We start from the raw sequence: 12,670 nt of genomic DNA, 5'->3' as shown, positions 1-12,670 counted from the left end.
GTTTCGGGCCGATATTCGTGAACTTATTTTATTCGCTCTGCATTTTTATAGTATTGTCCTTTTTCGGCATATTCGCGTACGATACGTTCCATATCCTGACGGTCTTCCTCATTGATTTCGCGAATCACTTTTGCTGGGCGTCCGAATGCTAACATGTTTGGCGGAATGACTTTTCCTTGGGGAACGAGACTGCCTGCACCGATAAAAGCTCCTTCGCCGATTTCGGCTGCATCAAGTACAATCGATCCCATGCCGATTAAAGCGCCTTTACGAATTTTACAGCTATGTAAAATGACCTGATGGCCAATGGTTACTTCATCCTCGATGATCAATGGATTATTCGGGCTTTGGTGCAGGACGCTGTTATCCTGTATACTGACTTTTTTTCCAATGATGGTTGGGGCTACATCACCACGAATGACGGAATTGAACCAAATCGACGATTCGTCACCAATTTTCACATCACCCGTCACGACAGCATTTTCTGCAATATAAGCGCTTTCAGCAATTTCGGGTTCTTTGCCTTTAAACGGATAAATAATCATTTTCAATCATTTCCTTTCCGAAGTGAATGTTTTTATGTATTATTTTAATATACCGTATGCAAATACACTTGGCTATTTATAATACGAATGTACAACTTGTTAGATTTCTTTTTTGTCGAAAAACATGAATATGGTTATAATTTATATATATTATTTTTAACTATCAAGGAACGGAAACAACAAGTGAAAAGTGAAAGGGGGATTTCGAATGTGGAAATGGGAGACTGAAGGAGACGCAAAAGGCGTCATTGTCATCATTCATGGGGCAATGGAACATCATGGCCGTTATAAGTGGGTAACACAAATGTGGCTTTCAGCGGGATACCATGTCGTGATGGGCGACCTTCCTGGGCAGGGAATGACAACTCGCGCCTACCGGGGACATATCGATTCCTTTGATGAATATTTAGACGAAGTGAAAAGCTGGATAGAAGTAGCCTACGAATATTCACTGCCGGTCTTTTTACTTGGACACAGCATGGGTGGTTTAATTTCGATACGTCTTCTTCAGGAAGAGGAATGGGACATTGCAGGGGTGATTTTATCTTCACCATGTCTAGGTCTCATGACGAAGCCGCCGAAGTTCCTGACTACCATCTCGCATGGTTTGAACCTCGTGATGCCTATGTTCAGGGTAGATTCCGGATTAACACCTGAAATGGCAACGAGAAGTTCAGAAATTCGTGAATCCGATAGAAACGATACATTATACATCACTAAGGTTTCAGTTCGCTGGTATCGTGAACTTGCACAGGCAATGAAGGATGCTTTTGAAGAGATACCTGAATTTCAGGATGTGCCGCTATTGGTCATGCAGGGCGGAGATGACCGAATCGTGAATAAAAAGGCGGTACGTGAGTGGTTTAATTATAACTTGGCCAGTGAAAAGCAGTATAAGGAATGGCCAAAACTCTATCATGAAATCTTCAACGAACCAGAGCGTGATGATGTATTTCAATATGCTCTGAGTTTTGTTGAAAACCGTTTAAAGATATTAGGGTATGTCGTCTGAATCAGTACATACTGTCAGGATATATAATGAAAAGCTGCCGAAGTTAGACCTCGGCAGCTTTTTTTATTTGGATCAGCCTGCGTTTTTAAGCAACTCGTTCGACTTGATGACCGGTGCCCAGAAAGAAACCGGGTACATAAATTGGTTCAAGTGTGTAAGTTCTTTTTTATTGGATAATGCAGTGGATAGGAGATAAATGGATTTGAAGGTTAAGTCATTGGCGAATAGGTCCAAAAGCGTCGCTTTCATATTCATGATCGCTTCATGGTTTTGTGTGGAAATCATTAAATCGAGCTGTGGCAGGAACTTATCAAAAAGTTGATCGAATTGTTTGAGGTCCTCCATGTTTTTTTGTTTTTCTGTCAACGAGTTAAGCGAGCTGACAAAATCCCCGTATTGTACACTTGAATCCCTTTTGATTTTTTCAGTCAATATATCTGTCAGTAATGAAGTAGGCAAATGTTCCATTTTCTGCACCCTCTTATCTATTTTCTATCAATTATAATCATTATAGACGCAAAATTCAAAAAGTTATGATTGGTAATTCTGCTGTATGCGAGTGTGAATTGAAAAAACACCGTTCGGATAGAACGGTGTCAAAAGTTATCATTTCTTTTCAATTGCGACAATGAATGGCGGATTATTGGCTTGGTTGATGAAGCCGTATTTCAGGATATGTGCTTTTTGTTGAGGGAAGTCCTGTACATAATCCATCAATGCATCACGTTCTGCCGATCCTCCTGGATGACCATGGTAGATGACGAGGATGATGATCCCTTCTGGTGCCAACATCTCGAAAAGCTGTTCAATGGCCGATATCGTCGAATCGGCTTGGGTGATGATGGATTTATCTCCGCCAGGAAGGTAGCCTAGGTTGAATATGGCCCCTGTGATTTTTCCAAAATGTTCTTTCTTGATGTATTTGCTCATTTGTTCATGCCCGTCGTGAATGAGAGTGCAATGCTCAAGTAAATGTTCTTCTTTCAGTTTGGCACCTGTTATTTGGATGGCTTCTTTCTGAATGTCAAAACTATAGACATGTCCGTTTTTACCTGTAAGCCCTGCAAGAAAGGTCGTATCAAAACCGTTGCCCATCGTGCCATCAACGGTTATGTCCCCAGGGTGGACCGCTTTTTCAAGCAGAATTCTTGCGAATGGCAAAATGCGGTCAAGCTTCATCTTATTGTACCTCCGTATGGTGATTTTTCCCCTGCCAGCTGTTGCGGCGTTTCAATTCGTCATCAATGGCATTCAAGACATCCCATTTATTGATGCTCCACATTGGACCAATCATTAAATCGATCGGACCATCACCTGTTATGCGATGAACGATCATTTCTTTTGGAATGATTTCCAACTGGTCACAGACCAGGCTGACATAATCATCACGGTCCAGGAATTCAAGCAAGCCTTTTTCATATTGTTTGACCATCGGTGTCCCTTTTAAGAGATGAAGTAAATGGATTTTTATGCCCTGTACATCGAGTTTGGCTACTTCTCGGGCTGTTTCCATCATCATATCGTAATCTTCCTGAGGAAGGCCATTGATGATATGGGAACATACGCGAATGCCATGTTTGCGCAGTTTATCGACGCCTTCTTTGTAGCAATCGAAGTCATGGGCACGATTGATCATCGTCGCGGTCTTTTCGTGCACCGTCTGGAGACCAAGTTCCACCCATAGGTATGTGCGTTCATTCAATTCTGCCAAATACTCGACTACATCATCGGGCAGGCAATCAGGGCGTGTAGCTATGGAGAGTCCAACGACACCCTCCTGGGTCAGAACACTTTCGTATTTCTCGCGAAGCTCTGCCACGGGTGCATGCGTATTTGTGAACGCTTGAAAATAGGCCATATACTTTCCGTCTTTCCACTTATGATGCATCCGTTCGCTGATTTTTTTAAACTGGACTTCGAGCGGCTCCACCCGATTGCCTGCAAAGTCACCCGAGCCTGAGGCACTGCAGAAGGTACAGCCGCCATGTGCGACGGTGCCATCACGGTTCGGACAGTCAAAACCGCCATCCAGGGCAACTTTAAAAACCTTATGTCCAAAATGTTTTCTCAAGTGGTAATTCCATGTGTGATATCTTTTGTTATCCGTTGCATATATAAACGGGTTTGCTTGATTCAAATCAGCAACCTCCTAAGTATAATAAAGCGCATCATATATTATACAACATTCTGGCAGCTAGGTCTTTTTTCGAAAAAAAAGCGTATACTGTATACTTGAAGGGTAAAGGTTTAGCTGCTAAGGCCAGTATATCTAGTGAATGACTATATCCAATCGGGAGCTGATGGACATGACCGGTCAAGTTGAAGAAGCGATTAAACAAATGAAAAAGAGATTAGCCGAAAATAATCAGGTGATCGAAGTAAATGAAGATGGGTTTATATACAAAGCCACTTGCACCTTCAATTCCCCTGCTTCGGATGAACAAATTCATTCCTTTGAAGAAAAAACCGGACTGCTTCTGCCCGATGATTATAAAGAGTTTTTGAAAATAACGAACGGATGCCGTCTGTTCGAAACACGAGAATCAGGTGGGGAAAATGATTTATACAGCCTGGATGACATAATTAATTACACATATGAAGAATCCTATGAAGGACGCTATAAAGTGGCCTGCATTTATCAAGATAATATCGTGATCGATGGGGAAGCCGTTGCTAAAGGCGATAAGGAGTACTTAATGGTAAAAGGCCATATCGATGATTTTGAAGAAGGCGAGAAACTCCATATGGGTTTTGCCGAATGGATCGAGCAATTCATTTCACATCAAGGGGAAAAGTTTTGGGATAAAGGATGAATTCCTCAAAAAAAATGATAATCCACTCGTTAATTGCTCAAACTAATCAAGATGATCCCGAATCATCCAAATGAGACGCGAAGGAGAGGGTTTGAAATGGCAACCAGACAATCCGTCGATCATTTTTTAGAGCAATGTGAAGGAGCTCTCCATTTTGCAGAGTATGAATTTAACGAAGCCTCACGGCAGGAGCATTATGATGATGAACAATTTCAAAATTCGCAGAGGTATATCGAAGAGGCATTGACGGATATGGAACGATTATATAACAGTGCTAATGCCCAACAACGGGATATGCTTTCTCGGATGCAGCAGCAGTTGAATGATTTGAAAAATGAAATGATTTTACTGCGACATTAAAGGGAAGCAAGGGAGCTATGCATGCATAGCTCCCTTTTTTGCACGAATTTTCTTGAATTCGCATATATAATGAAAAACCTGTCGATAATGTTTATGTACGGCTATTGCAATTATCGGTGAAATTGACTAGAATGAAATATAATGCAATATTCTCATAAAGACTATGATGAGGAATAGTAGCGGTTTAAACCAGTAAAGAGAGTTGACGGATGGTGCAAGTCAACCTGGGATGGTCGTGAACTCGCCTTGGAGTCCCGGGTGTGAAGGTAAAAAGTAATGCCTGGCGTTTAAATCCATGTTACGGATGTTTTAAGCTGGGCGGATTTTAGCTATCGCCAATGTGGGTGGTACCGCGGGAAGATATACATAATCCTCTCGTCCCTATTTTGGGATGAGGGGTTTTTTATTGTTTTTTATACGGAAATTAGGAGGAAATCAAATGAGTTTTGACCATAGAAGCATAGAAACAAAATGGCAAAAGTATTGGGAATGCAATAAAACATTCAAAACGGGTGAAGAAAGCGGTAAACGTAAATTCTACGCACTGGATATGTTCCCATATCCTTCAGGGGCCGGTCTTCATGTTGGGCACCCGGAAGGTTATACGGCAAGCGATATCCTAGCACGGATGAAACGGGCGCAGGGGTATAATGTATTGCACCCGATCGGCTGGGACGCTTTTGGACTTCCGGCAGAGCAATATGCGATCGATACGGGAAATGATCCAGCTGAATTCACGGAGCACAACATCAACACGTTCCGCCGCCAAATCAAAGCCCTTGGTTTTTCTTATGACTGGGATCGCGAAATAAACACGACAGATCCAGACTATTACAAATGGACGCAATGGATCTTCTTGAAATTATATGAAAAGGGCCTTGCATATATTGATGAAGTGGCCGTTAACTGGTGTCCGGCACTTGGGACGGTATTGGCGAACGAAGAAGTCATCGATGGAAAAAGTGAGCGTGGAAGCCATCCGGTTGAACGCCGCCCGATGAAACAATGGATGCTTCGAATCACAGCTTATGCAGACCGTTTGATCGACGATTTGAATGATGTGGATTGGCCTGAAAACATCAAGGATATGCAACGTAACTGGATTGGCCGTTCAGAGGGAGCGGAGGTTACTTTCCATATCGATGGTCACCAAGATACGTTCACGGTGTTCACGACCCGCCCGGATACATTATTCGGTGCAACATATGCCGTATTGGCACCTGAACATCAGTTTGTCGATAAAATTACGACGGCTGATCAAAGGGCGGCAGTTGAAGCTTATTTAGATGAAGTGAAACATAAAAGCGACTTGGAAAGAACAGACTTGGCAAAGGATAAATCAGGCGTGTTCACAGGGGCTTATGCGATTAACCCGGTAAACGGTGAAAAAATGCCGATCTGGATTGCTGATTATGTGTTGATCAGCTACGGAACTGGTGCCATCATGGCCGTTCCTGCGCATGATGAGCGCGATTATGAGTTTGCAGTCAAGTTCGACTTGCCGATCAAGGAAGTCGTAGCTGGCGGAGATGTGAAAAGTGAGGCATATACAGGCGATGGTCTTCATGTGAATTCTGAATTCCTTGATGGGTTGAATAAAGAAGAAGGCATTTCAACCATGATTAAATGGCTCGAAGAAAAAGAAATCGGTACGAAGAAAATCACATACCGTCTTCGCGACTGGTTATTCAGCCGTCAACGTTACTGGGGCGAACCGATTCCAATCATCCATTGGGAAGATGGCACCATGTCTGCAGTGAAGGAAGAAGAACTTCCATTGATTTTACCGAAAGCGACGGATATCAAGCCTTCAGGTACAGGTGAATCGCCACTTGCGAACATTGCGGAATGGGTAAACGTAACGGATGAAAACGGACGAAAAGGGCGCCGTGAGACAAATACCATGCCACAATGGGCTGGAAGCAGCTGGTATTTCCTTCGTTATATTGATCCGGATAACAAGGAAGCACTTGCAGATCCTGAAAAATTAAAAGAATGGATGCCGGTCGACATTTATATTGGTGGAGCTGAGCATGCGGTGCTTCACTTGCTGTACGCACGTTTCTGGCATAAATTCTTGTACGATATCGGTGTCGTTCCAACGAAGGAACCATTCCAAAACCTATTTAACCAAGGGATGATCCTTGGCGAAAATAATGAAAAAATGAGTAAATCCAAAGGGAATGTAGTGAACCCTGATGACATCGTTGAAAGCCATGGTGCCGATACACTTCGCATGTACGAAATGTTCATGGGACCATTGGATGCATCGATTGCCTGGTCTACTAACGGATTGGATGGTTCGCGCCGGTTCCTGGACCGTATCTGGCGTTTATTAGTAAACGAAGAAGGTACGATCACAGATAAGATGACCGAAACGGATGATACAGGTAAGCTAGAAAAAGTCTATCATCAAACGGTTAAAAAAGTGACCGAGAACTATGAAGAATTGAAATTCAATACGGCGATTTCACAATTGATGGTATTCATCAATGATGCCTATAAAGCAGATTCGCTTCCTAAAGTATATATTGAGGGCTTCATCAAATTGCTTGCACCTGTTGCACCGCATATCGCCGAGGAACTTTGGTCTAAACTAGGTCATTCAGAGGGCATCACGTACGGAACTTGGCCGGCTTTCGACGAAGCGAAGTTGGTGGACAACGAAGTAGAAATAGTCATCCAAATCAACGGAAAAGTAAAAGCGAAATTAATGGTGCCGACAGACACTACGAAAGAAAAACTGCAAGAAATTGCGATGGGTGATGATGCCATCAAAGAACAAATCGATGGGAAAACCATCCGTAAAGTCATTGCCGTACCAGGCAAATTAGTCAATATCGTCGCAAACTGAATCGAATGAGAGCTGTTCCGCATGTTTTCATGCAGGGACAGCTTTTTTTTTGCTTCGGCATTGGATGAATGTAGAGAGTAGGTCATGGTAGTATTTTCACTAATTTAAATCCATTAGCGGTGAATCTATCAATAGGCATCGACAGGTATTATGGGATGTCCATTAGACCTTAAATATCTTGCTTAATTGGTACATGCGAATCATTTTTCGGCTAGATGTTCAATTGTATCAAGCATTTTCTATATAAAAAGGGAAATATTAGTTGGATAAAATTTTACAGTGTGATAGTTTGGTATAGTACTATTATTTTTTAACCAATTATTGGAGGGGAAACTGTGAAATTTAAGAATGTAAGTAGATTTATGGCGTTTTTACTTATTTTTGCACTGATTGTCAGTTTGATGGTTCCACAAAACGCTCAAGCTGCAACAGTAACACCTATTGAAAATGTTAAAACCATTAAAAATGGGGACACTTTGGACGGAAAGTTTGAAAAACCCGATGTTCAATGGTACCAAATCACCCCGTCAGAAGAGGAAATACAAAAATTCTCCCATATTGAGTTCGAGGTCAATTCTGATAAAATCTTGAATATTTCCGTTTATCAAGATAAAGAAAAAGCCGAAAAAGATGAGGGCATTTATTTTGGCTCTTCTTATCCGGATGAAAAAGCCGTAATCGATTTCCCCTATGCATGGGAAGGTACGTATTATGTTAAAGTTGAATATTTTGGCGAAATGGATGATGAGGGGAATCCTATACCAGATGCTAAAAATGAATCGGAATACTCCATCAATGCTCATTCAGTAGCACTGCCGCCATCTGCTGGGGATGAAGAGATGGATCTTGAATCATGTCCGGTCGAAGTTAGTGTAAATGATAAGAAAACGGGAGAATCGATGTTGAAAACACTCCGCGTGTTTAGAGATGAAGTTCTCACGAAGTCGTCTGAGGGACGAACCCTTTCTTCTTTATACTATAAGGCTTCCCCCTTCCTGGCACTTCATCTTGCCGGTAATAAAACGGCACGGGAAGCTGTTTATAATCACTTAGTCGAGATTAAGCCCCTTATTGAGGATCTTAATGAAAATGGAGCAAGCAGTACAGCGGTCATTAGCAACAAACAGCAAGAAGCGATTAAAGCTTTGTTCACTAAGTCGGCAGGTGTCGCTCCAGCTGGATTGAAAAAGGATATGGAAGACATGGCAAAGAAAATCAATCTTGATAAGCTTGCAGGTGAGAGAATCGTAGATATCGCAAGCAAAGCAGGAATGGAACTGCCAGCTTCAAAAAATACAAAAAGCAAATATATCGTCAAACTTAAACCTGGGAAGTCATTAAGCTCGCTCCAATCCAAGGTCAGCGGAAAAGGATATGGAACATTGTCGACACCTAAGAAACAAGAGGTTCTGTATGATGATATGTATGTCGTAGAGTTAAAGAATCAAGCTAAAATGAGCACAGCAGCTCTATCGAGTATCGAAAAACTTCCAGAAGTGGAATATATCGAACCGGTAAAAACGTATAAAGCACTTTCAGCCGATATTCAGTCACCGTATCAATGGTCTTTAAATAATGCCGGTGGAGAAGAAGGCATTAAGGGGGCAGACATCGATAACGAAAAACTGCAGGCCCTTATTAAGAAACGTAATTTAAAGGAAACATTAGTAGCGGTTATCGACACAGGTGTCGATGATTCACTGGCGGATTTGAAAGATACGGTTCGCATGGACTTAGGCAAGAATTTCATTGATAAGAAAGTAGATGCAATCGATGACAATGGCCATGGTACACATGTATCCGGAATTATCGCTGCCAAAGCAGATAATGGTTATTCCATGCAAGGAATCAATCCAATAGCTAAAATCATGCCTGTGAAGGTCTTGGATTCTTCAGGATATGGAGACAATGAGAAAATTGCACTAGGCATTAAATATGCCGTGGATCATGGTGCAAAGGTAATAAACCTTAGCTTGGGCGGAGAATATAGCAGAACGATTGAATACGCCTTGAAACATGCCGCCGCCAAGAATGTAATGGTTGTCGTAGCAAGTGGTAATGATGGGATGGATGGTCTATCTTATCCTGCTTCATCTAAATACGCGATATCCGTCGGTGCAACCAATGCCCTTGATTTAGTATCCGATTATTCCAATTATGGATCGAAATTGGACATGGTCGCTCCAGGGACAGGCATTCCGAGCATTGTACCTAATGGGAATGTTACTTACATGGATGGAACATCAATGGCAGCCCCGCATGTTGCGGCAGCTACAGCCTTGTTGTTGTCAGGGAATCCCGGGTTGAAAGTGAATGAAGTAAGGGAAATCCTTCATCAGACATCGGAATATGTCGCGTTTGAAGAAGAAGATAATGTAGACCCTTATGAGGATTATCAACCTGAAGATGGCGAGATTATAATCCCAGAAGAAGAACTGCCTGTCGGAAAAGATTTGGTATCTGGATTTGGAAGACTGAATGCTTACAGTGCACTTAGTGCAGTGGATTTACAAGCTAAAGTCAATCTTGTGATGGATACGCAAACAAAACTGACTGGTTCAGCTAAAAAAGGTTCAGTAATCGAAGTGAAAAGCGGAAACAAAACGCTCGGTAAAGGCACGGCGGCAGCTAACGGAACGTTCACCGTTACTATTCCGGTCCAAAAAGCGGAGCAACTGCTTACTGTGAATATCTCTGATTCTTCAAAACTAGCAATAACTTCATTTAAAGTATATGTGAAGAAGGGTCAAACGCCCAATAAGCCAACTGTTAAAGCGGTAAGTGACAAAGATACGTATGCAACGGGTCAATCACAAGCAGACATGAAAATCACAATCAAAAATAGCGCAAAAAAAGTGATTGGTTCAGGTAACACGGACAGCAAAGGGAATTTCAAAGTGAAAATCAGCAAGCAAAAGGCTGGTACTAAACTTTCAGTCACAGCTACAGACTTAGCTAAACGTGAAAGCAAGGCGGCAACCGTAACTGTTCTCGATAAAACCGCTCCAGGAGCACCGAAAGTGAATGAAGTAAATGACAAAGCAACAAAAGTAACTGGTAAAGCCGAATTGGGTTCATCAGTTACAGTGAAGTACAACAATAAAAACATCGGAACGGCAAAAGCTGATAAGAAGGGGAACTTCTCCATCAAAATCAGCAAGAAAAAAGCGGGATCCGTATTATATGTCTCAGCAAAAGACAAAGCGGGCAATACAGGAAAAGCAACAAAAGTAACCGTTAAGAAATCTAAAAAGTAAGTGGTGAAGGCCGTTTAACTTAATTGTTAAGCGGTCTTTTTTTGTCCATTAGCTTAGAAGGGTATAAATAATGCAAGCTACATTGACTAGAACGTGCTGAGCCCTTCGTGTTTCACTTGCAAAACTTTCGTTTAGGAGTATCGATAATTGGAAAAAATAAAAGAAGTAAACGTTGTTTTCTTATTTACCATAATCATATTGGCAGTATTCAGTTTTGTTGTAGGGTTTCAGTTTTATGAATATAAAACAAAAACGACTGATCTATCAAAAGAAAATATAGATCATATTTATCTATTGGAAACTATGGATAAATATCGAAAGAACCATTTCTTTTCTATCGCTAAAGATGTTAGCCATCCTGGCTATAAAATGTATAACATTGATAAAAACATAAATAAACGTATTACTGTAGATAAGAGTAAAAAAAATAAACGTATATATAGAATTGAAACTTTCGATTCTAGCTCCAAGACTTCCAAAAATGTTTCAATTGGTACATCTGTAAAGGATTTTATTAATATCTATGGGGAAAACTATATAGAGCGTTCAAGTGATCAAACTGACAAAATAATTGAATATATTGATCGGGATAATGATATATTCATTTCATTTTTTATCTATAATGATCAAGTAGATGGAATTAATTTAGAAGTGAAGGACTTTTAACATGTTAAGAGAGGGGAATCCCTTTCTCTTTTTTATTTAGTAAGGTTTCTCAATCTAATTATTTAAAATGAATTTCCCTATACTTTAGGACGGAATTTACGTGGGGCCTTATATCCGCTGTTTATTTGATGTCCGAGAGAGCTGGCAATGACTACTGCTGCAAAGAGAAGGATGATTTTCTTCAATTCAATAATCTTCTTTCTCTTTTTTTCATTTTAAAAGGTTACACCGATATTTCTCTTCCTTCAATAGGCTTGTTACAGGTGTTGAAAAAACGTCACAAACATATCTGCTACTTCATTAAAATGAACGCATACCCCTCATCAGGGAAAAGCAGCCATGTTCTAAGAGCAATGGCTGCTTTTGTGGTTATCATCCATGCAAGATAAACCTTATCTGGAATCCTCATTACCCCACCTATCAATATCGTATGATAAGCCGGCTAAGATTTCTTGATAGATTAGCATTAAAGTCCCCCGCAGGCTCCTTTCTTACACCGTTCGCTCATTTTGTAAATTCACTTCTCAAAAGGTAGACAACATCGTATTCCCTTAATTCGTCGATATGTCTATCCATATCATTGTAAAAATCAGTGGAAAGTGAATGTATGCCTTCATCTCCGCTTGAATAACAAATGCTCGCCAATACAGGCTTGTTTGTGGTATGTATATCGATCTTACCTGTACTGCCCGATACGCTTGCAGCCATCTTCTCAATCTTTTCAGGGTACGTCGCTGTAGTCGTACCATCAGCATTTTGAATGCTGATATTGAACATCGATTGGTCTTGTTCCTCATCCGTTTTGGATGTGGTGAAGATGATCGTCCCATTTTTTTCAATCCCAGTTGTCATTCGGCCTTTTTCATCTTCGACTAGTTTGCCAAATTCATATTTTTCGACCCAGACGGACATCTCCTTGTATGTATCATCTACATTGAAATCGATAAGAAAGGAATGTTCAGCTGTATTCTCCAAGATGGCCTTTTCCCTTGCTGTCAGCTCAGGAACTGAAAGGTTATTCTCGGATTTTGGATCATTAGCCTTACAGGCGACTAAAGAAAGTGAGAGTAGGGATAGGATGATGGACAAAAAGATCTTTTTCATGATTTTCACCTCTTGAATACTTTTAACCTAATTAAAACCAATTCTTATATATTATAACC

11 protein-coding genes and 1 other annotated feature are annotated in these 12,670 nt (G+C 41.0%); of the genes, 6 read left to right on the top strand and 5 right to left on the bottom strand.

The features are described 5' to 3' along the window. Positions 1–23: 23 nt before the first annotated feature. A complete protein-coding gene (locus ACFWE9_RS09025; RefSeq protein WP_230158959.1) occupies positions 24–542 on the bottom strand; it encodes a gamma carbonic anhydrase in 519 nt (172 codons plus the stop codon). A 211-nt stretch (positions 543–753) separates the two neighbouring features. On the opposite strand from ACFWE9_RS09025, the gene ACFWE9_RS09020 reads away from it, so the two are divergent. Then, entirely contained in the window at positions 754–1,557 is an 804-nt protein-coding gene (locus tag ACFWE9_RS09020; protein WP_230158781.1) for an alpha/beta hydrolase, read from the top strand. A 72-nt stretch (positions 1,558–1,629) separates the two neighbouring features. Here the strand turns inward: ACFWE9_RS09020 and ACFWE9_RS09015 are convergent, their stop codons facing one another. The 3 genes from ACFWE9_RS09015 to mnmL form a co-directional block, all read right to left on the bottom strand. Then, entirely contained in the window at positions 1,630–2,025 is a 396-nt protein-coding gene (locus tag ACFWE9_RS09015; RefSeq protein ID WP_230158782.1) for a hypothetical protein, read from the bottom strand. Between the two features lie 138 nt (positions 2,026–2,163). Further along, the gene (mnmM, locus tag ACFWE9_RS09010) at positions 2,164–2,736 is read right to left on the bottom strand and encodes a tRNA 5-(aminomethyl)-2-thiouridylate-methyltransferase MnmM (protein ID WP_230158783.1); all 573 of its coding nucleotides are present in this window, start codon (positions 2,734–2,736) and stop codon (positions 2,164–2,166) included. 1 nt (position 2,737) lies between these two features. Then, positions 2,738–3,694, bottom strand: coding sequence for a tRNA modification radical SAM protein MnmL/YtqA (gene mnmL / locus ACFWE9_RS09005; protein WP_230158784.1), 957 nt, complete (start codon positions 3,692–3,694; stop codon positions 2,738–2,740). Positions 3,695–3,863: 169 nt separating this feature from the next. Here mnmL and ACFWE9_RS09000 point away from each other — a divergent pair, with 169 nt between their 5' ends. The 5 genes from ACFWE9_RS09000 (at position 3,864) to ACFWE9_RS08980 (ending at position 11,507) form a co-directional block, all read left to right on the top strand. Continuing rightward, complete coding sequence (locus ACFWE9_RS09000) at positions 3,864–4,370, top strand: SMI1/KNR4 family protein (RefSeq protein WP_230158785.1); 507 nt, start codon at positions 3,864–3,866, stop codon at positions 4,368–4,370. Positions 4,371–4,466: 96 nt separating this feature from the next. Further along, a complete protein-coding gene (locus ACFWE9_RS08995; protein WP_230158786.1) occupies positions 4,467–4,730 on the top strand; it encodes a DUF2524 family protein in 264 nt (87 codons plus the stop codon). Between the two features lie 154 nt (positions 4,731–4,884). Further along, positions 4,885–5,116, top strand: a binding site (T-box leader). Between the two features lie 53 nt (positions 5,117–5,169). Then, positions 5,170–7,584, top strand: a complete 2,415-nt coding sequence (gene leuS, locus ACFWE9_RS08990) for a leucine--tRNA ligase (RefSeq protein ID WP_377356518.1) — start codon at positions 5,170–5,172, stop codon at positions 7,582–7,584. A 335-nt stretch (positions 7,585–7,919) separates the two neighbouring features. Continuing rightward, entirely contained in the window at positions 7,920–10,841 is a 2,922-nt protein-coding gene (locus ACFWE9_RS08985; protein ID WP_230158788.1) for a S8 family peptidase, read from the top strand. Between the two features lie 147 nt (positions 10,842–10,988). Beyond that, the gene (locus ACFWE9_RS08980) at positions 10,989–11,507 is read left to right on the top strand and encodes a hypothetical protein (protein ID WP_230158789.1); all 519 of its coding nucleotides are present in this window, start codon (positions 10,989–10,991) and stop codon (positions 11,505–11,507) included. 504 nt (positions 11,508–12,011) lie between these two features. Here ACFWE9_RS08980 and ACFWE9_RS08975 read toward each other — a convergent pair. Then, positions 12,012–12,611, bottom strand: a complete 600-nt coding sequence (locus ACFWE9_RS08975) for a hypothetical protein (RefSeq protein ID WP_377356516.1) — start codon at positions 12,609–12,611, stop codon at positions 12,012–12,014. Between the last annotated feature and the right edge of the window lie 59 nt (positions 12,612–12,670).

It is taken from the genome of Peribacillus sp. NPDC060253 (assembly GCF_042727425.1).
Classification (GTDB): domain Bacteria; phylum Bacillota; class Bacilli; order Bacillales; family DSM-1321; genus Peribacillus.
Note: the sequence above shows the minus strand (reverse complement) of the source record. Positions and strands in the feature narration are given on the sequence as shown.

Coding starts and splice junctions, on each gene's coding strand:
- ACFWE9_RS08975 (WP_377356516.1), bottom strand. CDS start 12,611: ATGAAAAAGATCTTTTTGTCCATCATCCTATCCCTACTCTCACTTTCT.
- ACFWE9_RS09015 (WP_230158782.1), bottom strand. CDS start 2,025: ATGGAACATTTGCCTACTTCATTACTGACAGATATATTGACTGAAAAA.
- mnmM (WP_230158783.1), bottom strand. CDS start 2,736: ATGAAGCTTGACCGCATTTTGCCATTCGCAAGAATTCTGCTTGAAAAA.
- ACFWE9_RS09000 (WP_230158785.1), top strand. CDS start 3,864: ATGACCGGTCAAGTTGAAGAAGCGATTAAACAAATGAAAAAGAGATTA.
- leuS (WP_377356518.1), top strand. CDS start 5,170: ATGAGTTTTGACCATAGAAGCATAGAAACAAAATGGCAAAAGTATTGG.
- ACFWE9_RS08995 (WP_230158786.1), top strand. CDS start 4,467: ATGGCAACCAGACAATCCGTCGATCATTTTTTAGAGCAATGTGAAGGA.
- ACFWE9_RS09020 (WP_230158781.1), top strand. CDS start 754: ATGTGGAAATGGGAGACTGAAGGAGACGCAAAAGGCGTCATTGTCATC.